This is a genomic window from Kribbella sp. NBC_00662, from assembly GCF_041430295.1.
In the GTDB taxonomy this organism is placed as follows: domain Bacteria; phylum Actinomycetota; class Actinomycetes; order Propionibacteriales; family Kribbellaceae; genus Kribbella.
This window is the reverse complement of the sequence record NZ_CP109029.1, coordinates 3,391,513-3,416,565: the sequence shown is the minus strand read 5'-3', so window position 1 is coordinate 3,416,565 and position 25,053 is coordinate 3,391,513. Positions and strand designations below refer to the sequence as shown.

Sequence of the window (25,053 nt, the reverse complement as noted above, 5' to 3'; positions counted from 1 at the left end):
CCTCTCGTGTCAGGCTAGGTCACATGAGTGATCCAGCAACCAGACCAGCTGACGACTGGTGGCGTAGCGCCGTCGTCTACCAGGTGTACCCGCGTTCGTTCGCCGACGCCGACGGCGACGGGACCGGCGACGTGAACGGCATCCGCGCCCGGCTGCCGTACCTCGCCGATCTCGGCGTCGATGCGATCTGGATCAGCCCCTGGTACCCGTCCCCGCTGCTCGACGGCGGGTACGACGTGGCCGACTACCGCGACATCAACCCGGAGTTCGGGACGCTGGCGGACGCCGACGCGCTGATCGCCGAGGCGCACGCGCTGGGCCTGCGGATCCTGATCGACCTGGTGCCGAACCACTGCTCCTGGGAGCACCCGTGGTTCAAGGCCGCGCTGGCGGCGGGCAAGGGCTCTCCGGAGCGCGACCTGTTCTGGTTCCGGGACTCCAAGGACGGCGGCCCGCCGACCAACTGGCCGGCCGCGTTCGGCGGCGGCGCCTGGCAGCAGATCGACGACGGGCAGTGGTACCTGCACCTGTTCGACATCTCCCAGCCGGACTGGAACTGGGACAACCCGAAGGTGATCGAGGAGTTCGACGCGATCCTGCGGTTCTGGTTCGACCGCGGCGTCGACGGGTTCCGGATCGACGTGGCCGATTCGATGGCCAAGGACGCGACGCTGCCCGACGTACCGCTGCACAACGGTGAGCCGACGCGGGAGAAGTACGTCGGGAACCCGTTCTACGACCAGCCCCGTGTGCACACCATCCACCAGCGCTGGCGTGCGATCGCCGACGAGTACGCCGATACGCCGCAGGGCGCCCGGGTCTTCGTGGCGGAGGCATGGCTGTCGCCGGCAGAGCGACTGGCGCAGTACGTGCGACCGGACGAACTGCAGTCGGCGTTCAACTTCGACGCGCTGCGCGCCACGTGGGACGCGAAGGAACTGCGTGAGGTCATCGACCACACCACCGAGAACCTGTGGGCGGTCGGTGCACCGGCGACGTGGGTGCTGAGCAACCACGACACCATCCGGCACCGCACGCGGTACGGCCGCGACAAGCGGGATGCGCTGGAGGGCGCGGGCGTCGTACCGACCGATCTGCAGCTCGGACTGCGACGTGCGCGGGCCGCTGCACTGCTCGAGCTGGCGTTGCCGGGCGGCGCGTACATCTACCAAGGCGATGAGCTCGGGCTGCCCGAGGTGGAGGACCTGCCGGAAGACGTGCTCGACGATCCCACCTGGGAGCGTTCCGGCCACACCGTTCGCGGCCGCGACGGCTGCCGGGTACCGATCCCGTGGTCCGGCACGCAGCCGCCGTTCGGCTTCGGCCCTGGCACCGGCCAGCCCTGGCTCCCGCAGCCCGCCGACTGGGTCGGTCTGACCGCGGAGTCGCAGGCCGGCCAGCCCGACAGCCATCTGAACCTCTACAAGGCGGCACTCCGCATCCGCCGCGACCACCCTGCCCTCGGTGAAGGCCGCCTGGTCTGGGACGCGGATGCCCCGGCCGGCGTGCTCTCGTTCACCCGCGAGCCGGGCTTCCGCTGCGTGGTGAACATCAGCGACTCACCGGTCACCCTGCCGCCGCACCAGCAGGTGCTGCTCGCCAGCGAGCCACTGGAAGACGGGGTACTGCCGGTGGACACCACCGTCTGGCTCGAAGTCTGATCCAACGAGAACGGCCGGAGCCCGAAGGCTCCGGCCGTTCTCGTTGCTAGCTGTACCGCCTGCGGTCCCGATCCTCCCGGTCCCGCCGGTCCCGATCCTCACGGTCGCGGCGGTCGCGGTCCTCACGATCCCGCCGGTCCCGGTCCTCACGGTCGCGGCGATCCCGGTCCTGCCGGTCCCGCCAGCTCACTTCACGCCGCCTGCCGTCAGGCCGGCGACGATACGGCGCTGGAACAGCAGTACGGCGATGACGAGCGGGATCGTGACCACCACACCGGCGGCCATCTGGCTGCCGAACGGTTGGTCCCGGCCGGTCGTACCGGTGAACTGCGAGATGATCACGTTCGCCGTCTGGATCGACTTCTTGTTGGTCATGCTCAGTGCGATCAGGAACTCGTTCCAGGCCGCGATGAACGTGATGATCGCGGTCGTGAACACACCGGGCGCGGCCAACGGGATGATGACCTTGCGGAACGCCTGCGCCGGCGTACACCCGTCCACCATCGCCGCCTGCTCGAGCTCCTGGGGCATCTGCCGGAAGAACGAGGTCAGGTTCCACACCGCCAGCGGCAGTGCGAACGACAGGCTGGGCACGATCATCGCCTGGTAGGTGTTGATCCACTTGATGTCGATGAACAGCTTCAGCAGCGGGATCACCAGCGAGATGCCCGGGAACATCGACGTGGTGATGATGATCGCCAGTACGACGTTCTTGAACTTGAAGTCCAGCCTGGCCAGCGTGTACGCGGCGACCATGCCGATGATCAGCGTCAGGATCGTCACGGTGCCGGCCACGATCAGGCTGTTCAGCAGGCCCCGGCCGAAACCGTTCGAGCCGGCGAAGACATCCTTGAAGTTCTGGATCGAGATCGGCGACGGGATGATCTCGTTGGAGAACTGGTCGGACGGCCGGCGCAGCGCCGAAACGACCATCCAGTAGAACGGCGCCAGGCAGTAGATCACGATCAGCGCGACACCGGCGAGCGGCGCCCACCGGCGCAGCGGGCCGGCCTCGGCCGGCTGGGGAGCTACGGCAGCCATTACCTTCCACCTCCGCCCACGGCGACAGCGCCGACCGAGGTGTCGGTCGAGCCCTTCGCCGCGTTCTTCTTGCGCCAGCGCTTGCCGCCGCCACCGCCACCGGGCTTGCGGGCCCGGGCTTCACCGATCACGTCAGCTCCGAGGATCTTCACGAAGGCATAGGCGACCACGGCGACGTAGATGAACAGCACCGTCGCATAGGCGGCCGCCGGCCCATATCTGGTATTGAACGCTTCGTCGTACGCGAGCATCGACAAGGTCTCGACCGAGTCCTTGTGCGGGCCGACCAGCACGAACGGCAGGTCGAAGATCCGCAGCGTGTCGAGGATCCGGAACAGCACTGCCACCAGCAGTGCCGGCTTCACCAGTGGCAGCGTGATTCGGGTGAACGTCTTCCAGACACTCGCGCCGTCGACCTTGGCCGCCTCGTACACCTCGGCCGGGATGGTCTGCAGACCTGCGAGGACCAGCAGGCCGATGAACGGTGCCGTCTTCCAGGTGTCGGCGATGATCACCGACATCTTGGACTGCCAGCCCTCGGTGGACCACAGCACCTGGGTGCCGATCAGTTGGTTGGCGATGCCGTCGGCCTGGAAGATCCACTTCCACAGCAGCGCCGACACGACGGTCGGGATCGCCCACGGGACCAGGATGCTGGCCCGCACGATGCCGCGGCCCTTGAAAGCCTTGTGCATGATCAGCGCCATCGCGACGCCGAGCACGGTCTCCAGCACGACACAGACCACGGTGAAGAACGTCGTGTTGTAGAACGCGTTCCAGAACCGGTCGCCGGTGTCGCCCTTGAAGATGTCCAGGTAGTTGTCGAGCCCGACGAACGTCGAACCCTTGACGATGAAGCCGTTCTCGTCGAGCTTCGTGCCACTCGTGAACAACGACTCACGCAATGCCGAGATGATCGGGAACAGTACGACGAGCCCGAGCACGAGCAGCGTCGGGGAGAGCAGCAGCGCGGCGAGCCGGCCGGTGCCCTCGTTGAACCGTTGCGGTCGCTTCGGTTGCTTCGGTTCCTTGGCCGGCCGTTCTGCGACCGGCGCGGTTGCAGTCACCTGCGCCTCCTTTTGCTTCCCGGGCGAACCCGGGCAGGGACTGGCCGGGGCCGGTACGCGGTCACTGTCTCACCGCGCACCGGCCCCGGCACATCGGTCATTGCGTGATGAGCGATTGCAGCTTGGTCTGCAGATCGGCCAGGGCCGTCTTGGGATCCGTCGCCGGCTTACTCAAGATGTCGTACGCCGTCTGCTGGATCGCTGCCGTCACGTCGCCGTACTTGACCACGCGCGGCCGCGGCTGCGCGGACGCGATCGAGGCCTTCAGCTGGGGGAGGTACGGGAACTGCTTGGCCAGCGCCGGGTCGTCGTACAGCGAGGCCCAGGTCGGCGCCAGCGACGTCTTGGTGAGGTTGTCCTTCTGCTGCGCCTCACTGGCCATGAAGTTGATGAAGTCGACCGCGGTCGCCTTGTTCTTGGCGAACGAGCTGATCGCGTAGTCGTGACCACCCAGCGACGAGACGCCCGGGCCGGACTTGCCCGGCAACGGCGCGACCGCGAACTTGCCGGCGACCTTCGACGAACCGTCGGTCTTGTTCGCCAGCGAGTAGACGTAGGGCCAGTTGCGCAGGAACAGCAGCTTGCCGTCCTGGAACGCGCGCCGGCTCTCCTCTTCCTTGTAGGTGATCGCGGCCTTCGGGATCGCGCCGGTCTTGAAGCCGTTCTGCAGCTCCTGCGCGCCGGCCAGTGCCTCCGGGGTGTCGACGTCCGGCTTGCCGTCCTTGTCGACGATCGAGCCGCCCGCGGAGTTGATCGCCTCGGAGAAGTTGACCGTCAGGCCCTCGTACTTCTCGAACTGGCCCGCGTAGCAGTTCATGCCCTTGCCGCCCGGGGTCGCGGCGACCTTCTGGCAGTCGGCCAGCAGCTCGTCCCAGGTCTTCGGCGGGTCGGTGATACCGGCCGCCGTCAGCAGGTCCTTGCGGTAGTAGAGCAGACCACCGTCGGAGGTGATCGGCACGCCGTACAGCTTGTCGCGGTACTTCGCGGTCTCCACCGTCGCCGGGACCAGCTTGCCCAGGTCGGGCACCTTGTCCTCGGGGATCTGGGTGATCCACTGGTTGGCGGCGAACTCGGACGTCCAGACCACGTCCATCACCAGCACGCTGTACGCGTCGGACTGGTTCTGTGCGTTCTGGACCATCTGCTGCCGCTGCGCGTCCGCGTCGTCGGGAAGCTCCTTGAGCTCCACCTTCTCGGTCGGGTGAGCCGCGTTCCAGGCGTTGAGCTGGTTCTGCAGGTTTCCGGACGTGTCCTTGCCGCTGGCAAGGGTGATCGGTCCTCGGCCCTCGAGCGCGTTGGCCGACGAACTGCCCCCGCTGCCACTGCTTCCGTCGTCACCGCCACACGCCGTTGCGAGCAGCGCCAGGCTGCTTGCGACGGCAAGGAACGCCGCCTTGCGTGTGTGTGATCGTTCAAACCTCATCGTTTACCTGCCCTCTCCCGATGGGACGTCGCTTTGGGTCTGCGTCAGCGGGGTTCACAGTCCCCCACCGCACTGCGATCCGCCCTGTCCGGACAGTAACCGAGAGTGGGCCGGTGTGCTCTGTGCCACACACAACCCGGCTCGACGGTCTCTGAAACGGACAGCCGCATGGCTGTATGCGACCGCGTTTGGGAAGCCCGCACAACCGGGCATTTCCTAACGATTCGGTATTACCGATTAGTAACCTGACTGAACCGGGCAGGACTGTTCAGAACGACTCCGGGCAGTCGCCATCACGCTCCGGAGCGGATCCGGGACTCCGGTAGCGGTACGGCGGCCTTTTCAGGCCGGTGAGGCCGACGCGTCGCCGACGTTGCCGCGGACCCACTCGACGATCTCGGTGGTGGTCGCGCCCGGGGTGAAGATCTTGTGTACGCCCAGCTCGGCCAGCGGCTGCAGGTCGGCGTCCGGGATGATCCCGCCGCCGAACACCACGATGTCCTCGGCGTCCCGCTCGGCCAGCAGCTCACGGACCCGCTTGAACAGCGTCATGTGCGCTCCGGAGAGCACCGACAGGCCGATCGCGTCGGCGTCCTCGGCGATCGCCGTCTCGACGATCTGCTCCGGGGTCTGGTGCAGTCCGGTGTAGATGACCTCCATGCCGGCGTCCCGCAGCGCGCGGGCCACGACCTTGGCGCCGCGGTCGTGACCGTCCAGACCGGGCTTGGCGACGACGACGCGCAACGGGCTCGTAGCAGGCATGCTCGCAGGCTAACCGGTGAGAACCTCACGGATAAGACACGGAGGCGTGTGTTCCCCGCCACGCGGAACGGGAACCGGTTACCGTGGAAAGGGATCGGACCAATCGGGGGGTCTGGTTTTTGTGAGGAGTCGCCCATGGGTTCCTGGCAGGACGACCTCCGCGGCGCGCTGGACGGACTCGCGTACGGCGCCCGCTCCGCGCTCTCGCCCAGCGTGCTGCAGGGCGCGGCCGTCGAGCTCGGCTGGCTGACCACACACCTCGCGATGTATCCGCTCGGCCTGGTCGGCGGCACGCAGCGCGCACTCCCGTCCCGGTTGAACCTGGCCGGCCTCGGTCCCGCGCAGCGCGGCCTGCTGGTCAGCGACGTCCGCGCCGCCGGTACGCCGATCCTGCTGGCGCACGGGATCATCGACAACCACACGATCTTCGCGCTGATGCGCCGACAGCTGACCCGGCGCGGATTCAGTAGCATCCACACGTTCTCGTACTCGCCGCTGACGCTCGACGTCCGTCGTACCGCTGAGCGGATGGGGCGGGAGATCGAGGCGATCTGCGAGGAGTCCGGGTCGGACCAGATCCATGTGATCGGGCACAGCCTGGGCGGACTGATCGCGCGGTACTACGTCCAGCGGCTCGGCGGGGACGAACGGGTGCACACCTGCGTCACGCTCGGTACGCCGCACCAGGGCACGATCGCGGCGAAGCTGCTGCCGTGGCCGCTGGTGAAACAGGTCCGGCCGGACAGCGACCTGATGGCCGAGCTGGCCGAGCCGGCGCCGGACTGCCGGACCCGGTTCGTCGCGTTCTACAGCGACGTCGACCAGCTGATCGTGCCGCAGCGGCGGGCCCGGATCCGGCACGCCGACCTGCTGGCGAGCAATGTCCGGGTACACGGGGTCGGCCACCTGTCGCTGCCGTTCCACGGCGAGGTCGTGCATCAGATCACCGGGATGCTGGCCCACCTCGACGAACAGCCCAAAACTGCCTGATCGGGAAGCTTTCTGGGCGCTCGCGGCGGATGCACGTGCAGGCGCGCATGCAAAGGTTTCGTGAAGGAGACGTGGAAAACGCCGGGACAGGGTTTGTGGCCCCGTGACTGATCCGTTATCGTGCGTCAGGTCCCTAGCGGGAATAAACCCCCGCAAGGGATGGGACGAGCCTCCCTAGCTCGCCCCAAAGCCCCTCCCCTGTGACCGAAAGGCCACGTTGTGTCCCAGCACCGTGCCGCGGGAGACCGCGTCACGCCCGGCAACGCTGCGCGCAAACCCGGCGCAGGACGTCACAGTGCCAAGCATCGCGTCGCCAGGCGTAACACCCCCAGCAGTAGCCAGATCGTCGGACTGACCGCCGCGCTCGCCGCGGCCGCCGGAGCTGTCGGCTTCAGCCACAGCTCACTGGCGTCACCGACCCAGGCGAACTCCGCGGTGAACCTTGCCGCGCTGAGCCTGGACAGCGGTCAGCAACTGTCCGGCATCACCACGGCACGCATCCAGGCCCGCCAGCTCGCCACCCGTGACTCCTCCCGGGTCCAGCTGGCCGACACGGCAACCACCAAGAAGCAGTCCGCCGCCGCGCAGCTGGCCAAGGCTCGCGCCGCGAAGCTGACCGCCACCCAGGCACTGACCGCGAAGCGCGCGAGCGCCCTGGCCGTCGCGAAGGCGAAGGCCGAGCTGGCCGAGAAGACCGCCCGCGAGTCGGCCACCCGCTGCCAGATCATGCTGACCGGCTACCACATCACCGCGACCTTCGGTCAGGGCGGCAGCCGCTGGGCCCACAACCACACCGGCCTCGACTTCGCCGCCCCGATCGGCACCCGGATCGGCGCCGTCATGAAGGGCGTGGTGATCTTCGCCGACTGGGCCGGTCCGTACGGGCGTCAGGTCCAGGTCCGGCACGAGGACGGCACCGTCACCTGGTACAACCACATGTCGAAGTTCAGCGTGTCGGTCGGCGAGACCGTGTACGCCGGTGACCAGGTCGGCGCGGTCGGGATGACCGGCAACACGACCGGCCCGCACCTGCACTTCGAAGTACACCCGGACGGCGGCGAAGCGGTCGACCCGGACCCGTGGCTCCGCAACCACTGCGGCCTCAACCCGTACACCGCCGGCTAGTAAACCCGAGCAGCGACCTGGCCCCGGGGCTAAGCTGCGGCGCATGCGCCCGGCTGCCGGCGAAGTCCTGCATTTCTCCGAAGATCCGACGATCACGACCTTCCGTCCGTACGTCGCGAGGACGAACGGCAAGGTCACGCCGTACGTCTGGGCTGTCGGCCACGACCGCGCCCCCGACTACTGGTTCCCGCGGCAGTGCCCCCGCGCGATGGCGTGGGTGGGCCCCGCGACGACTCCCGAGGACCGCGACCGCATCATCGGCGCCGGCTCCGGCACCCGCGTGCACGCCGTCGAGTACGGCTGGCTGGACGCGATCCGCTCGGTCGAGCTGTACGCGTACCGGCTCCCGGCCGACGAGTTCGTCCAGCATGACGCCGCGGTCGTCGCCACGACCGAGGTCAAGCCGCTCGGCCCGGCCGAACGCGTCGGCGACCTGTTCGCACTCCATGACGAGGCCGGCATCCAGTTGCGCGTCCTGCCTCGGCTGCGCGACTTCTGGGCCGAGGCAATCGCCAGCACGCTCGAGTGGAGCGGCATCCGGATGCGGAACGCGAAGCCATGACCTACGGTGACGTGGCCGAGGCGGCCTGGGCCTGGGTGCGTAACCAGGTCCGCTGGGACGACGACGGGCCGTGGATCCCCGAGGCCGGGGGCGGCGAGAAACCCGTCGAGTACATCGACGGCATGCACAGCGGCATCGGCGGGCTCGCCTACACGTTGGCGGAGATCCGACTGACCCGGCCGTGGACGACGGCCGAACAGGACCTGGCGACGGGGATCGCCGACCGCATCCGCACCGTCATCCCGAAGGACAGGTCGACCACGTTCTTCGACGGTCTGGTCAGCTCGATCGGAGTCCTGACCGCACTCGACGAGCCGGGTACGGACACCGCCCTGCAACGAATCCGGGAGCTCGGGACCGATGACGGCTGGCCGGAGAAGTTCCTCGACGAACCGCGGTACGAGCCGGGCGCGTTCGCGAACGATGTCACCCTCGGCGCTGCCGCCGTCCTTCTCGGCGGGCTGTGGGCGATGCGTGGTGGCGAAGACGCCGCTGCGCTTGCTTCGCATGCGGCCGACGTGGTGCTGGGCGAGAGAGAAGAGCTGCCGACCGGGGTGAACTGGCAGTTCGTGTCGCGGCGGTTCCGGTCCGACGAGCCAACCGAGATGCCGAACTTCACCCACGGCCTGGCCGGGATCGCGACGGCGCTGGCGGTGGCGGGCGTGGAGCTGGGCCGGCCCGAGCTCATCGACGTGGCACAGCGCGGCGCCGAGCATCTGGTCAGCATCGGGATCAACGACGACAAGGGATTCCGGGTCGCGCGGGTGATTCCGTGGGCCGAGCGGCACGGCGACGAGTTCACCTACAACTGGTGCCACGGCGGCGCGGGGACGGCGTTGCTGTTCAACGCACTCGAGTACGCCGACGTGAAGCAGGTAGCAGGTGAAACCCCGGCGACCTGGCACCGCCGTTGCCTCGACAGCGTCCGGTACTCCGGGATCCCCGAGCGACTGCACCCCGGCTTCTGGGACAACGACGGCCGCTGCTGCGGTACCGCGGGCGTCGGCGACGCGTTCCTGGACACCGGCGACGGCCAGGACCTGGAGTTCGCCGTACTGATGGGTGACACGCTGCTCGATCACGCTCATCGCGAGGGCAGCCACGCTTACTGGCGATTCATCGAGCACCGCAACGAGGATCCGCTGCTGCCGCCCGGCGTCGGCTGGATGCAGGGTGCTGCCGGGATCGCGGCGTACCTGTTCCGGCTCCAGCGGGTGCTGGGCGGCGATCAGCGGGTCGTCGAGCGGATGGACAACTGGTGGGCGCTCAGACGGTGACGACGACCTTCGCGCGGGCGTGTTCGCCTTCCAGGTAACGCATCGCGTCGGCCGTCGCGGCCAACGGGTACGTCCGGTCGATGATCGGCACGAGCTTGCCTGCCTCGGCAAACTCGCGCAGGGTCTCCAGGTGTTTGCTGTCCGACTGGACGGCGAGTCTGACGATGCGGTGTCCGACGAACGGTGACAGTAGGGCGCCTCGGATCATCAAGCCCATCGGGCCGAAAAGGCTGCCGCCGGTGAAGATGCCGCCGCCGGAGAGGATCAGCAGACCGCCGGGTGCGAGCACGCGACGCAGCTCGCGCAGTGACCGGTTGCCGACCAGGTCGAGGACGACGTCGTACCGGCGATCCGACCGGGCGAAGTCTGATGTGGTGTAGTCGATCAGCTCGTCGGCTCCGGCGGATCGGACCAGCTCGAGGTTGCGCCAACTGCAGACACCGGTGACGTTGGCGCCGTACACCTTGGCCAGCTGGACCGCGAAGGTACCGACGCCGCCGGAGGCGCCGTTGATCAGGATCTCGTTGCCTGGTTGGAGTTCGGCCACGTCACGGATGCCGATCAGCGCGGTCTGCCCGGCGAGCGGAATCGCGGCGGCCTGCTCGAAGGTGAGGTTGGCGGGCTTGCGTTCGACCCGGTGCTCGGGGGCGCAGACGTACTCCGCGAAGGCGCCGGCGGCGTCGCCGTACACCTCGTCGCCGGGCTGGAGGCGGGTGACCGCGGGGCCGACGGCTTCCACGGTGCCGGCGAAGTCGGTGCCGCGGATGCGGTCGTTCGGGCGGCGCCGGCCGAGGTCGCGCGACGGGCGGGCAATGTACGGGTCGCCGCGCAGGACGTGCCAGTCGCGGGCGTTGAGCGCGGCCGCGTGGACACGAACGAGGACCTGGTCGCCGGTCGGCGTCGGGGTGTCGACGTCGGCGAAGCGGAGGACGTCGGGTGAGCCGTAGGTGTCTTGAACGATGGCCTTCATGATCCGCCCCTTACGTTGTAAGTCTTACGTCGTCAGGCTGACTTACGGCGTAAGAAACGTCAAGGGGTGGGAGCGCGGGAGGTTCTAGCGGGAGGCCAGCCGGTCGAGGCCGTCGAGGATCAGGTCGAGGGCGAACTCGAACTCTTCCTGGTCGTCGCACCAGCCGATCGTCGAGTCGGGGTCGTCGTGCGCGACCTCGGCGAGCATGCCGGCCAGGTTCGGCACCTGCTCGGCCAGGTCGGCGAGCATCCGCGCGTCGGCGTCCGGGTTCGGGTTCGCGTTCGCCGGGTCGAACAGTTCCTGGCTGAAGCCGAGCGCCCGGCTGCCGAGCGCGTGCAGGGCGTGGTGAGCGAGGTCGTACGAGAACCCGCCCGATCGCATCAGTCCGACGAGCCGGTCGTGATAGATCACGACCGCCGGGCGCATCGTCGTACGGCTCTCCAGCAGTCGTGGCGCCCACGGGTGCCGCAGCAGCACGGCCCGCGCAGTGAGGATGCGGTGCCGCATCGCGGCCTTCCAGTCGTTGACCACGACCAGGCGGTCGACCGCCTCGTTGAGCTCGGCCATCAGGACGTCGACGATGCCGTCGAGGAGGTCGTTCTTGTTCGCGACGTGGTAGTACAGCGACATCGCCTCGGCGTCGAGCGCTTCGCCGATCCGGCGCATCGTGACCGCGTCGAGGCCGTCCGCGTCGGCGATCTCGACCGCGGCCCGCAGTACCCGGTCCCGGCTCAGCGGTGTCCGCGGCGCCGGCGCCTGACTAGCCACTGTTACCCCTCCAAACGCTGATTCGTACAGCGTAAGGGGTCAGCGCTGCCAGACTTCGGCGGTGGTGAGGAACGCCGACGAGCCGGGCTTGTCCGGCGACCCGTCGACCTGCACGAAGCCCGGCACCGATGCACCGCCGATCGACACCGTCGCCGACCGGACCGGCGCGATCACCAGGCTGAGACTGTGGTTCCCGTCGGCCAGCTGGAAGTTGTCGGTCGCGAACAGCCGTCGGTCAAGCACGCCACCCATCTCGATCTGGATGTCGGCCGCCTTCGCGCTCAGCCCGTCGGCGAGGTTCATCGAGACCTGGACCAGGTCCCGCTCGACGGCCGGCTCGTGCCACGGCAGCCCCTGCACCTCGAGGAACGAGCGGACGAAGTACCGCTCCAGCCAGGAGGCGAGGTCGACGTCCTCGGAGACCACCCGGACGATCCCGTCGAACCACAGCACGACCGCAGTACCCGAGCCGCGGATGGACCAGTCGACCATCCAGATCGAGGCGTACGCCGTCACCTTGCCGTTCTCGTCGAACAGCCGCAGCCCAGGGTTGGCCCCCGCCAGGATGATCCGGCGGTTGTTGCCAGCCGACTTGGACATGAGGGAGGACGCTTCCGGGGAGGGGCCGAAGATCCTTGATTGTCTCAATCTCCGGCTGATATGCAACGCAAACGTCCGAAAGGTTGACGCGGACTTGCCTTACCGACTCAGATCTTCTCCACCGGCGCGTACCGCAGCAGCAGCCGCTTGACGCCCTCGGAGCCGAAGTCGATGTCGGCCTGCGCCTGCTGGCCTTCGCCCCGGACCACGACGACCGTGCCCATCCCGAACGTGTCGTGCACGACGCGGTCGCCCGGGTTGAGGCTGATCACCGGCTTGTCGGAGGAACTGCGGCGGGTCGGCTCGTACCGGCTCGGGATGCCGCTGCCGCGGACCGTCCCGGTCCCCGACCAGCGGGTGATCGCGGACTCGTCGCGCCGCCAGTCGAGCAGCTCGCCCGGGATCTCCTCCAGGAACCGCGACGGCGGGTTGTGCTGCGGAGCGCCGTACGCCGAACGCACCGCGGCCCGCGAGATCGCCAGCCGCTGCCGGGCCCGGGTGATGCCGACGTACGCGAGCCGGCGCTCCTCCTCGAGCTCCTTCAGGTCGGTCAGCGAACGCGAGTGCGGGAAGACGCCGTCCTCCATGCCGGTCAGGAACACGACCGGGAACTCCAGGCCCTTCGCGGTGTGCAACGTCATCAGCGTGACCACGCCGTCGGTCGCCGCGTCCGGGATCTGGTCCGCGTCGGCGACCAGCGCGACGCGCTCCAGGAACGCCTGCAGATCGGCGGCTTCGCCGGCCGCCGTCCGCTCCTCGACGAATTCGCGGGCGACCGAGATGAACTCGTCCAGGTTCTCCAGGCGGGTCTCGTCCTGCGGATCCGGCGACTTCTGCAGCGTCTCGTAGTACCCCGAGCGGTGCAGTGCGACGTCGAGGATGTCGTCCGGCGGCGCACCCGAGTCGACCATCGCGGTCAGCTCGTCGAGGATGTCGACGAAGGCCTGTACGGCGTTCACCGAGCGCGAGGCCATCGCCGGCGCCTCCTCGGCCCGGCGCATCGCGGCCGCGAACGAGATCCGCTCGCGGGCCGCCAGCGACTCGATCGCCGCCTCGGCCCGGTCACCGATCCCGCGCTTCGGCTCGTTCATGATCCGGCGCAGCGAGACGGTGTCCTCGGGGTTGGTCAGCACGCGCAGGTACGCGAGCGCGTCGCGGACCTCCTTGCGCTCGTAGAACCGGACGCCGCCGACCACCTTGTACGGATGGCCGGTGCGGATGAAGACCTCTTCGAAGACCCGGGACTGCGCGTTGGTCCGGTAGAACACCGCGACGTCGGACGGCTTGATCCCGTCGGCGTCGGTGAGCCGGTCGATCTCGTCCGCGACGAACTGCGCCTCGTCGTGCTCGTTGTCGGCGACGTACACCGCGATCTGCTCGCCCTGGCCCTGGTCGGACCAGAGGTTCTTCGCCATCCGGCCCTCGTTGCGGGCGATCACCGCGTTGGCCGCGGACAGGATCGTCTGGGTCGAGCGGTAGTTCTGCTCGAGCAGGATCGTCTCGGCGCCGGCGAAGTCCTCCTCGAAGGCGAGGATGTTGCGGATCGTCGCGCCGCGGAAGGCGTAGATCGACTGGTCGGAGTCGCCGACCACCATCAGCTCGGCCGGCGGCGCCGTCGGGCCGTTGTAGTCAGCCGGATCCTCGCCGCAGAGCTCGCGGATCAGGGTGTACTGCGCGTGGTTGGTGTCCTGGTACTCGTCGACGAGCACGTGACGGAAGCGGCGGCGGTAGTACTCGCGGACTTCGGGGAAGGCCTGCAGCAGGTTGACCGTGGTCATCAGCAGGTCGTCGAAGTCCAGCGCGTTCGCCTGGGCGAGGCGCTCCTGGTACGTCCGGTAGCACTCGGCGTACGTCTCCTCGAGATGGTTCTCGGCCTTCGCCGCGGCCGTCTCGTGGTCGATCAGCTCGTTCTTCTGGGTGCTGATCCAGTTCAGCACGGCGCGCGGGTTGTACCGCTTGACGTCGAGGTCGAGCTCGCGACAGACCAGCGTCATCAGCCGGCGCGAGTCGGTGTCGTCGTAGATCGAGAACGTCGAGCTGATCCCGAACCGCTTGATGTCGCGGCGGAGGATCCGGACACACGAACTGTGGAACGTCGAGACCCACATCAGCTTCGCCCGCGGGCCGACCAGCTCCACCACCCGCTCCCGCATCTCCGCGGCGGCCTTGTTGGTGAACGTGATCGCGAGGATCGATCCTGGGTGCGCGTCACGGGCCGCCAGCAGATAGGCGATCCGCCGGGTCAGCACCCGGGTCTTGCCCGAGCCCGCACCGGCGACCACCAGCAGCGGCTTGCCGCTGTGCACCACGGCCGCGCGCTGCTGCGGATTCAGCCCCTCGAGCAGCGAATCCGGGTCGGTGCGCGACGTCTTCGGCTCCTCCAGCGGCACTGGGAGCTCATCAGGCGAGAACAGCGTAGTCATCACTCAACACCTTAGGCGCTCCCGCCGACAGTTACCGAAAACCGCAGGTGGGCGGTCGGGAACTTAGGGTGCAGGCATGGATCAGACCGCGCGGTACGACGCGCTCGTGGACCGGGTCGAGGCGCTCTACGAGGAGCAGCTGTACCGCGAGGCCGCCGCGCTCCTCGCCTCTCAGAGTGGCGGGCTGGAGCCGTGGGCTGCCGAGCTGGCTCATCTGGAGGCGTGCGTGCTCGGTGCCGGCGGAGATGCCGACGCGGCGCTGCGGACGCTGCAGGAGGCGAGCGCGGGCGGGGCGTGGTGGGTGCCGGACATCCTCGTGGACGACGACGACCTGGCCGGCCTGCGCGGACGGCCGGAGTTCGAGGCGCTGGTGGCGGTGTCGGCGGAACGGGTCGCGGACGATCCGGCGCCGGCGCTGGTCGACGTACCCGAGGAGCCGGTGGGGGTGGTGGTCGCGCTCCACGGCGCCGGTCAGACCGCAGCACATGCACGGTCGGACTGGGCCGGGGTGCTGGAGCGTGGCTACACGCTGGTGTGCGTGCAGTCGTCCCGGCGGATGTCGCCGAACTATCGAACATGGCCGGATCGAGAGCATGCCGCCGCCGACATCGCCGCCGCGCTGGCTGCCCTACCGGAATCTCTCGGTCTCCCGCTGATTGCTGCCGGGTTCTCGGCGGGTGGGCGGGCTGCTCTTGACTGGGCGTTGACCGGTCTGCCGCGGCCGGTTGCCGGGGTGCTGGTGCTCGCGCCCGCGTTACGTGAGCTACCTTCCGCCGCGGGCGGAACGTTGTCTCCGGCAACGATCTGGATCGGGTCGGACGACGATCTGCTCGAGGTCGTCGGCGCCGCGGGCGAACAGCTCACCAGCTTCGGTTGCACGATCGAACAGCTGCCTGGCGTCGGCCACGAATTCCCCGAGGACTTCGACGAACTGCTCGCCAAGGTCCTCTAGGACAGCTGGCGAGTGAGGTGCAGGACGACCGGCGTGGCCGCACCGAGCCAGAGCATCTTGGCGGAGTTGTCGTCGTACGACGTGATCCGCAGCCCCGGGACGCCTTCGATCGTGCCGTCGTAGTCCTTCGCGGCGAGGTGCGCGACGACGTCGGCGAGCTCCGGCCCGTCCGACCACTCGATCCGGGCCAGGTCGGGGCGCGCCTGCCACATGTCGACCCACGCGGCCGGGTCCTCGCTGAACAGCGTCGTACGCAGGATCATCGACGCCGCACCCAGCAGCGTCGCCGCCGGGGTGGCCGTCAACTCGAGCAGCACCCGCTCCTGCTCGGACAGGTCGTCAGTCAGAATCACTCGCAGGACATTGCCACAGGAACAGCTTTGCTCTGAGCAGACTTGCCGTGAGCAGAAAAGCTGGGTACGGCGATCCGCCCGCGTCAGGGTGGATGACATGGCAGAAGACATGAAAGCGCCGTTGTTCAACGAGACGGCCCGGCAGCGGTTGTTCGGGCAGCGGATCGTCGTGCTGGACCGGGCCCTGGACGACGACCTCGGGACCCTGCTGACCACCCAGATCATGACGCTGGCGGCCGAGGACCCGGAGACCGACATCGCGTTCTGGATCCACTCGCCGGGCGGCTCGGTGCCGTCGATGCTCGCGATCCGCGACGTGATGCGGCTGGTGCCGTGCGACGTGTCGACGCTGGCGATCGGGCTGGCCTGCAGCGCGGGGCAGTTCCTGTTGTCGGCCGGTACGCCGGGCAAGCGCTACGCCCTGCGGCACGCGCGCGTCCTGATGCACCAGGGCTCGGCCGGGATCGGCGGATCCGCGGTGGAGATCGAGATCCAGGCCAACGACCTGCGGCACATCCGCGACACTCTGCTCGGACTGATCGCCGACGACACCGGCCAGACGTTCGAGACCGTGCACGAGGACTCGCTGCACGACCACTGGTACACCGCCGAGCAGGCCCGCGAGTACGGCTTCATCGACCACGTCGTCGAGTCGTTCGACCAGGTCATGCCCAAGTCGAAGGAGGTGGCGGCAGCATGAGCAGCTACACGATCCCGAACGTGATCGCCCAGCACCCGCGCGGCGAGCGGATCATGGACGTCTACTCACACCTGCTCAGCGAGCGCATCATCTACCTGGGTACGGCGATCGACGCCGGTGTCGCGAACGCGCTGATCGCACAGCTCCTGCATCTCGAGGTCGACAAGCCCGAGCAGGAGATCAACCTGTACATCAACTGCGAGGGCGGCGACATGACCGCGATGCTCGCGATCTACGACACCATGCAGTACATCCAGTCGCCGGTCGCGACGTTCTGCGTCGGTCAGGCGATCTCGGCCGGGGCAGTCCTGCTGGCCGGTGGCGCGGCCGGGCGTCGCGCCGTACTGCCGCACGCGCGGATCGTCCTGCACCAGCCGGCGGCGAGTGGCCGGGGCACGATCCCGGACCTGATCCTGCAGGCCGACGAGGTCGTACGGGTGCGCGGGCAGGTCGAGTCGATCCTGGCGCGGCACACCAGTCAGACGATCGAGCAACTGCGGCACGACACCGACCGGGACCACGTGCTCACGGCGGAAGGCGCCAAGGAGTACGGCCTGGTCGACCACGTGATCAGCGAACGACTGCCGATCGCCGCGCTCGTCTAGCCGGCCGCCTCGAGCACCTTGTCGGCGACCGCGGCGTGGTGGGTGAGGTCGGCGCTCGGACGGCCGACCCGGTTGGTCAGATACGCGTACGCGATCTGGCGATCCGGGTCGGCCCACCCGATGCAGCAGTTGCTGCCGTTGTGACCGAACGTCCGCGGGCTGCTGAGCGATCCCAGCGACGTCGATGCGCCCTCGATCCACCGCGGCCCGCCCAGCTGGAACCCTTGCGACCAACGGATCGGCGCCCGCGCGGTCCGGTCGACATCCCCTTCGCTGCTCGGCTCACACGCCACCGCGAGCGTCTCCGGCCGCAGCAGCCCACCGTCGAGCAGTGCCTGATAGAACGTGGCCAGGTCCCGCGCCGTCGTCGACATCCCAGCCGCCGGCACGAGGGCCTGGCGAGTACTGCGCCGATTCACCACCGACTGGATGAACGGCCCGAGCGGACCGGAGGCCCGGATCGGTACATGCCGATCCCACAGGTCGTCGGGCAGCCCGAGGTACGTGTCGGCGACCCCGAGCGGTTCGAGGACGAACCGTTGTACCAGCTCGTGGATCGGGACGCCGCTGCAGCGCCGCGCGACCTCGCTCAGGATGAATCCGAACGCGAGCGGGCTGTACGCGACGGTGCCGATCGGCCAGCGGGGCTTCGTCTCCTCGATCCGGCGGAGCGAACGGTTCCAGTCGGTCATCGCGCGGACCTCACCGACGTACGAGCCGGCGTTCGTCACGCCGGACCGGTGCCGCAGCACCTCACGGACGGTGATCTCGCGCTTCCCGTTCTCCCCGAACTCCGGCCAGTACGCCGCGACCGCGTCGTCCAGGTGCAGCCGGCCGGACTCGACGAGCTGGTGGATCACGACGGCGAGATACGGCTTGGTTGCGGAGAAGAGCCAGAACAACGCGTCCGGTGCACATCCGAAGGACCGGTCGACGACAACCCGGCCGTCGCGGACGACGCAGAGCTGCGCGATCGTCCCGCGGGCCTCGACCAACTCAATCGCTTGTGTCAGCCGGTCGGGGTCGAGGCCGGCGTCCTGCGGATCGCACGTGCCACCGAACTCCATGAATTCAACTGTGCCCGTCCGGGCAAACGGCTAATGTCGTGGCGTGACAGTGCCTGAGGCGAATCCGCGACCGGACAGCGAGATCGAGCGGGTGCTGGTGGTGGTCGCGCACCCCGACGACATCGACTTCGGCGGCGCCGGCACGGTCGCATCGTGGACCAAGGCCGGAATCGACGTGCACTACTGCATCGTCACCGACGGTCAGGCCGGCGGCTTCGAGCCGGAGCGGGACCGCGCCGAGATCCCCGCCGTCCGACGGGCCGAGCAGACCGCCGCCGCGGACCACGTCGGGGTCCACGACCTGCACTTCCTCGGGTACGCCGACGGCGCCGTCGAGCCGACGTTCGAGCTGGTCCGCGACATCAGCCGGGTGATCCGCACGGTCCGTCCGCAGCGCCTGCTGACGCAGTCGCCGGAGCGGGTGTGGTCCCGCCTGCAGGTGTCCCATCCGGATCACCTGGCCGCGGCCGAGGCCGCCGTACGGGGGTTCTACCCGGCGGCCGGCAATCCGTACGCGTACAGCGACCTGACCGAGGAGGCCTGGGACGTCGACGAGCTGTGGATGATGGACCACCCGGACATCAACCACTACGTCGACATCACCGACACCTTCGACCAGAAGCTGGCCGCGCTGATGTCGCACACCAGCCAGCACCGTGACCCCGAGGGCCTGCTCACGGGTATCCGGGCCAACTTCGCCCGCGTGGCCACCACGGCCGGCTTCCCGCCCAACCACTACGCCGAGGCCTTCACCGTCATCCGGATGCGCTAATCGGTTTGCAGCCGGCCGCCCGACCAGTCAGGGTGCGGGCATGACGATTTCACATGCGGTAGCCGGCAACGGACCTGATCTCCTGCTGGTGCACGCCGGTGTGGCCGACGCGCGGATGTGGGTCAGGCAGGTCGAGGAGCTGAAGGCGGACCACCGCGTGATCACGCTGGACCTGCGCGGGTACGGCGAGACCCCGTTGGAGCCGGCCGCGAAGTACTCCGATGCCGGCGACGTGCTCGCGCTGCTCGACGAGCTGGGCGCGGACAGCGTCACCGCGGTCGGGGCGTCGTACGGCGGGTACGTCGTACAGCAGATCGCCAGCCGTGCGCCGGAGCGGTTCAACCGGCTGGTGCTGCTGTGCGCGCCGACCGACAACGTCGTGCCCGACGACAACCTGCGGGCGCTGTGGTCGGAGGAGAACGAACTGCTCGAAGCCGGCGACGTCGACGGGGCGACCGAGCTCACCGTGCGGCGGTGGATCGGTCCGGAGGCGGACGACGACACCCGCGACCTGCTGCGGACCATGCAGCGGCGGGCGTACGACGTACAGCTCGCGGCCGGTGACGTGGACAACGAGGAGTGGCCGGTCGAGCCGGAAAAGATCAGCGCGCCCGTGAGGCTGATCACGGGCGCGCATGATTTCGCGTTCTTCACCAACAGTGCGGACTACCTGGCCGAACGTCTTCCGACGGTCGAACGGATCCACCTCCCGTGGGCCGGCCATCTGCCGACCCTCGAGCGTCCGGCCGGGGCGCTGGAACTAATCCGCTAGCGCGCCCATCGGGTCCCAGGCCGGGAGCACGATCGGCTCGTCGTCCAGGCGTGCCTGCAGCTCGGCCGGCAGCGCGGACCGGCGGACGGCGATCTCGAAGACGTGCTCGCCGAACCACGAGTCGTTCATGGTCCAGAAGCCGCTGTCGGCCTTCTCGTCACCCCAGCTGTTCTCGACCCGCCAGCGCCGCGGCTTGCCGTCGACCAGGTCGACACCGGTGAACAGCATCGCGTGCGTCATCAGCGTCTCGTGGTGCACCAGCCGCTCGGCCTTGTCCAGCGTGAACTCGGTGTCGTAGACCGAGCCGTAGTCGTAGAGCTTGGCGTCCCAGAAGCCGAGGTCGGAGTTCATCTGCTTGCCGACGTCGCAGCCGAACCAGACCGGCTCGCCGCCGACGATCGCGTCCTGGGTGAGCTGCTTCATCAGGTCGATCTCGACGTTCAGGTAGACCACCGGCGGGGCGTCGATGACGTTGCCCAGGTAGTCGACCGTGAAGGTCTTGCCGACCGGGCTGGTCGAGCGCGGGTCGTGGACCAGGCAGACGTAGTCGTCGACCGGCAGCTGCACGTACTCCGCCGCGAACTCGAGCGGCGTGGTCCAGCCGTCACGATGGAAGCCCTTGTCGTTGTCCTTCCACTGCCACAGGAACTTCTGCGGCGGCGTGCCGAGGTGGATGCTCAGCACCCGGTGCACGGTGGTCAGGATCTCCCGCTTGCGCTCGCGACGGGCCTCGTCGCCCTCGAGTGCGCGCAGGTCACGCGCACCCTGGCGCAGCAGCTTGCGCAGTGCGTCGTTGAGCTGGGCCGTCGCGGACGAGCTCTCGGTCTCCGGCATCGCCGACTTCGGCACCAGGCCGTGCTTGCGGACGATCGCGATGAACATGTTCCACTGGCCGCCGTCGCTGATCGGGTCGGACAGCAGGTGCGCCACCGTCCGGTCGTCGGCGTCCCGGTCGGCGGTCTCGATCATCGCCTCGAGGAAGAAGTTGGCCCGCTCGAACTTGTCCCAGAACAGCACGTAGTTCTGCGAGAACTCGAAGTCCTTGACCCCGAGCTTCCCGGCCGCGCCGACCCGGAGCAGGTTCAGGCCGGCGAACATCCAGCACCGGCCGCTCTTCTTCTGGTTCGTCACCTTCCAGTCGTCCAGAAGGTTCGACACCGAATGGTCGATCGAGGTGACGACCTGACGGTCGAGGGCAATGCTGTTGATCGGCGTCTGCGTGACGGCGTTCTGCATCACCCGGTACTGCGGGTTCGACGCGAACTCCTTCTCGAAGAGCGCGAGCTGATCGGCTGTGAGATTCCGCTCCATAAGAGTCGACGGTATAACAGCCACCAAGCCTGGACCGCCGCTATCGGGGTGGCGAATCCATGCCCTGGCCGAAACGCGCCACCGATGGACACCTGAGTTACGCTAGTTGAAAACGACATTCAAGAAGGAGCGGCGCCATGGCCCGACGTCCGGCCCCGACCGGCAAGCGCAAGCCGAAGCAGAACCCGCTGGACCGCGACGGCATCACCTACATCGACTACAAGGACACGGCGCTGCTGCGGAAGTTCATCTCCGACCGGGGCAAGATCCGCTCCCGCCGGGTCACCGGACTGTCGGTGCAGCAGCAGAAGCAGGTCGCCCGCGCGATCAAGAACGCCCGCGAGATGGCCCTGCTGCCTTACACGTCCGCGGGCCGCTGATCAGCTACTGCAGTCTGACCCGGGGGTCGATCACGCTGTAGGCCAGGTCGACGATCAGGTTCATCGCCACCAGCAGCACCGAGCCGAGCAGGACCGAGCCCATGATCAGCGGCAGGTCGTAGTCGCTGACCGCGTCCAGCGCCAGCACGCCGAGCCCCGGCAGATCGAAGATCTTCTCGGTGAAGATCGCGCCGGACAGGCTGGCGGCAAGGTCGAGGCCGAAGATCGTGACGACCGGGATCAGCCCGGCGCGGAGTGCGTGCTTGTAGGTGACGACCCGGTCCGACAGGCCCTTGGCCCGGGCGGTCCGGATGAAGTCCTCGTTCAGCGTCTCCACCATCGACCCGCGCGAGTAGCGAGCGTAGTCGGTGCAGCCGTAGACGCTCAGGATCACCCAGGGCGCCACCAGGCCGGTGAACCAGTGCCACGGGTTCTCCAACGGCGACACCCAACCGCTGCGGGGCAGGATCGGGTAGAGGATCGTCAGGTACAGCGCCGCCATCAGCCCGACGATGTAGTACGGCACCGAGCTGATCAGCAGCGTGCCGCTCATCAGCAGGCGGTCCCCCGGCGTACCGCGTCGTCTGGCCGACATCGCGCCGGCCGTCACGCCGATGGTCAGCACGAGTACGCCGTACCCGAGGACCAGCGAGGCGGTCACCGGCAGCCGGGACATCAGCGTGCCGGTCACCGGGCGGTCGTTCTTGAACGAGAAGCCCAGGCACGGCGCCGAGCAGTGCTGGACGACGCCGGAGGTCTCGAAGTCGCGCCCGACCACGATGCCGGCGGCGTACCGGGTGAACTGCTGGACCTTCGGCTCGTCGAGATGCAGGTTCTTCTTGATCTCGAGGTAGCGCGACTGGGGACACTTCCGCTCACCGCAGATCGCGGCCGCGGGATCCGTGGGCGCGATGAAGAACAGCGCGAACGTCGCCACCAGAGTGACCGCGACCACACTGATCGCGGACGCCACCCGGCGCATCACGTAATAGAACACGAAACCGCCCCCTCTAATCCCCACCCGGTCGGTGGAGATTACCCCGAAGCGGACGGATCAGGTCACACGAGGCGGCGGTCGGTGGCCCAGCGGGTCAGTTCGTGCCGGTTGGACAGCTGCAGCTTGCGCAGTACCGAGGAGACGTGGGTCTCGACGGTCTTCACCGAGATGAACAGCTCCCGGGCGACTTCCTTGTACGCGTAGCCGCGCGCGATCAGCCGCAGTACCTCGCGCTCACGCTGCGAGAGCCGGTCGAGGTCCTCGTCCACCGAGGCGATGTCGATCGCGCCGGAGAAGGCGTCCAGCACGAAGCCGGCCAGCCGCGGCGAGAACACCGCGTCACCGTCGGCGACGCGGTTGATCGCGTCGATCAGCTCGGTGCCGGAGATGTTCTTGGTGACGTACCCGCGGGCGCCGGCCCGGATCACGCCGATCACATCCTCGGCCGCGTCCGACACCGACAGCGCGAGGAACTTGATGTCCGGGTGCCGCTGGTGCACCTGCTTCATCACCTCGGTACCACCGCCGCCGGGCAGGTGTACGTCGAGCAGTACGACGTCCGGCTCGGTGCCGACGATCGCCTTGACCGCGGTGTCGACGTCGGATCCCTCCCCGACGATGTCGACCGAGGCGCCGATCTCGCTGCGTACCCCGGCCCGGAACATGTCGTGATCGTCGACGACGACAACGCGCCTGCTGCTCATCTGTCCATCTCCAGTCGCACTTCGGTGCCCGTCTCCGGATCGGACCGCACTGTTGCGCGGCCGCCGTGCCGTTCCATCCTGCCCATCACACTGTGTCGCAAGCCGAGCCGGTCGTCCGGCACCTCGTCGACCACGAAACCCTTGCCCCGGTCGCGGACAAACATCTCCACCCGGTCGCCGTCGACCTCGACGAACACGTCGATCTTCGCAGCTCCGGAGTGCTTTGCGGCGTTCACCATCGACTCGCGGGCGGCCCGGACCATCGACGAGAGCGGCTCGGTCAGGTCGCAGTCGCCGACCGTGATCACCTCGATCGGCACGCCGTGCGAGTCCTCGACCTCGGCCGCGGCCCGTTTCGCCGCGCTGGCGATGGTCTGGTCGGTGGTGTCGTCCTCGTCGTACAGCCAGGACCGCAGCTCGCGCTCCTGCGAGCGCGCCAGCCGGGTCACCGCCTTCGGGTCCTCGGCCTGCTTCTGGATCAGCGCGAGCGTCTGCAGCACCGAGTCGTGCAGGTGCGCGGCCATGTCGGCACGCTCCTGCGAGCGGACCCGCTCGGCGCGCTCGGAGTTCAGGTCGCGGCTCAGCCGGTGCACCCACGGCCCGGCGATGACACCGATGCCGACGACGGCCAGCAGCAGCGCGATGAGTACGTCGCCGACCATCGAGAGCCGGCCGTTCTGGACCAGGAACAGGGTGACCGCGGTACCGATCAGGATCAGGCCGACGGCGATCCGGATCAGCGACTTCCAGCCGCCCTTGCCGAGCACCAGGCCGAGGATCGGAACGCGGATGTCCTGCGTCCACTTGTCCTTCTGGTTCTCGTCGGCCTGCCGCCAGATCAGCGCGAGACCGGTCGCGGCGAACACCAGCGGCCAGAACAGCTTCCCGGCGATCCCGAACCCGGCCACCTGCAGCAGCAGGCACAGACCGATGCCGATGGCCACCAACGCGGGCAGCTGGCCGCGGCTCTTCTCCCGCTTCCGCTGCTTCGCCTCGGCCACCGGAGGCGGCGGCTCGTCGGAGCGCATGCCGCTGCGCGTGTGCGCGGCCAGGCCGGGCGCACCCGGCACGTTGTCCGGCGCGAGCGGCATCAGGAACCACAGAGCCGCATAGATCAGTACGCCGAAGCCGCCGAAGACCGTCGTCGCGATCAGCACCAGGCGGACGATGGTGTCGGACACACCGAGGTGGTCCGCGATCCCGCCGGCCACACCGGCGACGACCCGGCCTTCTGTACGCCGGTACGCCCGGCGAGGCGGGTCCGTGGGCTGCCGAGGTGGGAGCGCCGCCCCGGGACCAGCTGGTCCAGAGTGGCCGTACGGCGGGGGTGTCCACGCGCCACCTGCACCCGATGCGTACTGGTGGCTACCGGCGTGGTGGGCGCCGGCTGCTTGCTCGGCAGCCATGCGCGCGGCGTAAGCGGCGTACGGGCCTTGGTACTGCCCCGGGCCGTCCGGGCCCCAGCCTTTGTAGCGCCACTGCTCCTGACCGGACTGTGCAGACTGGGCAGGCGTCGGCTCGGGCTGGCCTCCGTTCGTGGAGGTCCCGCCCGGCGGCGCGGCTGCTGGCTGGCTCATCACAACGATCGTCACATGTGGACAGGTCTGACACCAGCAGGCTTGTCCCCGGCCGCCTCCTCAGCGCCCGCCCGCGGAGCTCAGGGTCGCCTCGGGGAGAACCCCGAAACCCCGGTCGGCCCCGCACCGGCTCCGGCCCGGCCCGCGCGCCGGCTCCGGGGTCGTCAGGGGGGATCCCCGATGTGTCACGCCGA

The 25,053-nt window shown here is 68.6% G+C and carries 25 protein-coding genes; 11 read left to right on the top strand and 14 right to left on the bottom strand.

All coding sequences use genetic code 11. The features are described from left to right. Positions 1-23 precede the first annotated feature (23 nt). Complete coding sequence (locus OHA10_RS17270; RefSeq protein ID WP_371407227.1) at positions 24-1,661, top strand: glycoside hydrolase family 13 protein; 1,638 nt, start codon at positions 24-26, stop codon at positions 1,659-1,661. A gap of 186 nt (positions 1,662-1,847) precedes the next feature. Here the strand turns inward: OHA10_RS17270 and OHA10_RS17265 are convergent, their stop codons facing one another. The 4 genes from OHA10_RS17265 to OHA10_RS17250 form a co-directional block, all read right to left on the bottom strand. Then, a complete protein-coding gene (locus tag OHA10_RS17265) occupies positions 1,848-2,702 on the bottom strand; it encodes a carbohydrate ABC transporter permease (RefSeq protein WP_371407226.1) in 855 nt (284 codons plus the stop codon). Next, positions 2,702-3,670 (bottom strand): carbohydrate ABC transporter permease, encoded by a 969-nt coding sequence (locus OHA10_RS17260; RefSeq protein WP_371407957.1) that lies wholly within the window; start codon positions 3,668-3,670, stop codon positions 2,702-2,704. The genes OHA10_RS17265 and OHA10_RS17260 overlap by 1 nt, the downstream gene beginning before the upstream one ends. A 196-nt stretch (positions 3,671-3,866) precedes the next feature. After that, entirely contained in the window at positions 3,867-5,192 is a 1,326-nt protein-coding gene (locus OHA10_RS17255) for an ABC transporter substrate-binding protein (RefSeq protein WP_371407225.1), read from the bottom strand. A gap of 342 nt (positions 5,193-5,534) precedes the next feature. Further along, positions 5,535-5,954, bottom strand: a complete 420-nt coding sequence (locus OHA10_RS17250) for a cobalamin B12-binding domain-containing protein (protein ID WP_134105392.1) — start codon at positions 5,952-5,954, stop codon at positions 5,535-5,537. Between the two features lie 135 nt (positions 5,955-6,089). Between OHA10_RS17250 and OHA10_RS17245 the strand changes: the two genes are divergently transcribed. The 4 genes from OHA10_RS17245 to OHA10_RS17230 all read left to right on the top strand — a co-directional run bounded on the left by OHA10_RS17245 (position 6,090) and on the right by OHA10_RS17230 (position 9,908). Then, on the top strand, positions 6,090-6,944 hold the full coding sequence (locus OHA10_RS17245; RefSeq protein ID WP_371407224.1) for an esterase/lipase family protein: 855 nt from the start codon (positions 6,090-6,092) through the stop codon (positions 6,942-6,944). 219 nt (positions 6,945-7,163) lie between these two features. Further along, positions 7,164-8,069 (top strand): M23 family metallopeptidase, encoded by a 906-nt coding sequence (locus OHA10_RS17240; RefSeq protein ID WP_371407223.1) that lies wholly within the window; start codon positions 7,164-7,166, stop codon positions 8,067-8,069. A gap of 43 nt (positions 8,070-8,112) precedes the next feature. Then, a complete protein-coding gene (locus tag OHA10_RS17235) occupies positions 8,113-8,631 on the top strand; it encodes a DUF6886 family protein (RefSeq protein WP_371407222.1) in 519 nt (172 codons plus the stop codon). Further along, positions 8,628-9,908 carry a lanthionine synthetase LanC family protein gene (locus OHA10_RS17230; RefSeq protein ID WP_371407221.1) on the top strand — a complete coding sequence of 427 codons (1,281 nt, stop codon included), beginning with the start codon at positions 8,628-8,630 and terminating at the stop codon, positions 9,906-9,908. The genes OHA10_RS17235 and OHA10_RS17230 overlap by 4 nt, the downstream gene beginning before the upstream one ends. Here OHA10_RS17230 and OHA10_RS17225 read toward each other — a convergent pair. The 4 genes from OHA10_RS17225 to pcrA form a co-directional block, all read right to left on the bottom strand. After that, positions 9,898-10,878, bottom strand: coding sequence for an NAD(P)-dependent alcohol dehydrogenase (locus OHA10_RS17225; protein WP_371407220.1), 981 nt, complete (start codon positions 10,876-10,878; stop codon positions 9,898-9,900). The genes OHA10_RS17230 and OHA10_RS17225 overlap by 11 nt on opposite strands. An 84-nt stretch (positions 10,879-10,962) precedes the next feature. Beyond that, positions 10,963-11,646, bottom strand: a complete 684-nt coding sequence (locus tag OHA10_RS17220; RefSeq protein WP_371407219.1) for a TetR/AcrR family transcriptional regulator — start codon at positions 11,644-11,646, stop codon at positions 10,963-10,965. Positions 11,647-11,685: 39 nt separating this feature from the next. Further along, entirely contained in the window at positions 11,686-12,246 is a 561-nt protein-coding gene (locus tag OHA10_RS17215; protein WP_371407218.1) for a hypothetical protein, read from the bottom strand. A 107-nt stretch (positions 12,247-12,353) separates the two neighbouring features. Next, the gene (pcrA, locus tag OHA10_RS17210) at positions 12,354-14,669 is read right to left on the bottom strand and encodes a DNA helicase PcrA (RefSeq protein ID WP_371407217.1); all 2,316 of its coding nucleotides are present in this window, start codon (positions 14,667-14,669) and stop codon (positions 12,354-12,356) included. 76 nt (positions 14,670-14,745) lie between these two features. Between pcrA and OHA10_RS17205 the strand changes: the two genes are divergently transcribed. Continuing rightward, on the top strand, positions 14,746-15,621 hold the full coding sequence (locus OHA10_RS17205) for a phospholipase (protein WP_371407216.1): 876 nt from the start codon (positions 14,746-14,748) through the stop codon (positions 15,619-15,621). Here OHA10_RS17205 and OHA10_RS17200 read toward each other — a convergent pair. Then, positions 15,618-15,974, bottom strand: a complete 357-nt coding sequence (locus OHA10_RS17200) for a hypothetical protein (protein WP_371407215.1) — start codon at positions 15,972-15,974, stop codon at positions 15,618-15,620. The two genes, OHA10_RS17205 and OHA10_RS17200, sit on opposite strands and share 4 nt — an antisense overlap. A gap of 97 nt (positions 15,975-16,071) precedes the next feature. Here OHA10_RS17200 and OHA10_RS17195 point away from each other — a divergent pair, with 97 nt between their 5' ends. Further along, positions 16,072-16,674, top strand: a complete 603-nt coding sequence (locus OHA10_RS17195; protein ID WP_371407214.1) for a ClpP family protease — start codon at positions 16,072-16,074, stop codon at positions 16,672-16,674. After that, complete coding sequence (locus OHA10_RS17190) at positions 16,671-17,279, top strand: ClpP family protease (RefSeq protein ID WP_371407213.1); 609 nt, start codon at positions 16,671-16,673, stop codon at positions 17,277-17,279. The genes OHA10_RS17195 and OHA10_RS17190 overlap by 4 nt, the downstream gene beginning before the upstream one ends. Here the strand turns inward: OHA10_RS17190 and OHA10_RS17185 are convergent. Continuing rightward, on the bottom strand, positions 17,276-18,346 hold the full coding sequence (locus tag OHA10_RS17185) for a serine hydrolase domain-containing protein (RefSeq protein ID WP_371407212.1): 1,071 nt from the start codon (positions 18,344-18,346) through the stop codon (positions 17,276-17,278). The two genes, OHA10_RS17190 and OHA10_RS17185, sit on opposite strands and share 4 nt — an antisense overlap. Positions 18,347-18,389: 43 nt before the next feature. On the opposite strand from OHA10_RS17185, the gene OHA10_RS17180 reads away from it, so the two are divergent. Beyond that, the gene (locus tag OHA10_RS17180) at positions 18,390-19,118 is read left to right on the top strand and encodes a PIG-L deacetylase family protein (protein WP_371407211.1); all 729 of its coding nucleotides are present in this window, start codon (positions 18,390-18,392) and stop codon (positions 19,116-19,118) included. 40 nt (positions 19,119-19,158) lie between these two features. Continuing rightward, on the top strand, positions 19,159-19,890 hold the full coding sequence (locus OHA10_RS17175; protein ID WP_371407210.1) for an alpha/beta fold hydrolase: 732 nt from the start codon (positions 19,159-19,161) through the stop codon (positions 19,888-19,890). Here the strand turns inward: OHA10_RS17175 and OHA10_RS17170 are convergent. After that, the gene (locus tag OHA10_RS17170; protein WP_371407209.1) at positions 19,879-21,201 is read right to left on the bottom strand and encodes an aminopeptidase C; all 1,323 of its coding nucleotides are present in this window, start codon (positions 21,199-21,201) and stop codon (positions 19,879-19,881) included. The two genes, OHA10_RS17175 and OHA10_RS17170, sit on opposite strands and share 12 nt — an antisense overlap. A gap of 137 nt (positions 21,202-21,338) precedes the next feature. Between OHA10_RS17170 and rpsR the strand changes: the two genes are divergently transcribed. After that, on the top strand, positions 21,339-21,581 hold the full coding sequence (gene rpsR / locus OHA10_RS17165) for a 30S ribosomal protein S18 (protein WP_130443954.1): 243 nt from the start codon (positions 21,339-21,341) through the stop codon (positions 21,579-21,581). A 4-nt stretch (positions 21,582-21,585) separates the two neighbouring features. Here the strand turns inward: rpsR and OHA10_RS17160 are convergent, their stop codons facing one another. The 3 genes from OHA10_RS17160 to OHA10_RS17150 all read right to left on the bottom strand — a co-directional run bounded on the left by OHA10_RS17160 (position 21,586) and on the right by OHA10_RS17150 (position 24,859). Then, positions 21,586-22,578, bottom strand: a complete 993-nt coding sequence (locus OHA10_RS17160) for an ABC transporter permease (protein ID WP_371407208.1) — start codon at positions 22,576-22,578, stop codon at positions 21,586-21,588. Positions 22,579-22,640: 62 nt separating this feature from the next. Next, the gene (locus OHA10_RS17155) at positions 22,641-23,282 is read right to left on the bottom strand and encodes a response regulator transcription factor (RefSeq protein WP_130443951.1); all 642 of its coding nucleotides are present in this window, start codon (positions 23,280-23,282) and stop codon (positions 22,641-22,643) included. After that, complete coding sequence (locus OHA10_RS17150; RefSeq protein ID WP_371407207.1) at positions 23,279-24,859, bottom strand: PspC domain-containing protein; 1,581 nt, start codon at positions 24,857-24,859, stop codon at positions 23,279-23,281. Before OHA10_RS17150 ends, OHA10_RS17155 begins: the two co-directional genes overlap by 4 nt. Between the last annotated feature and the right edge of the window lie 194 nt (positions 24,860-25,053).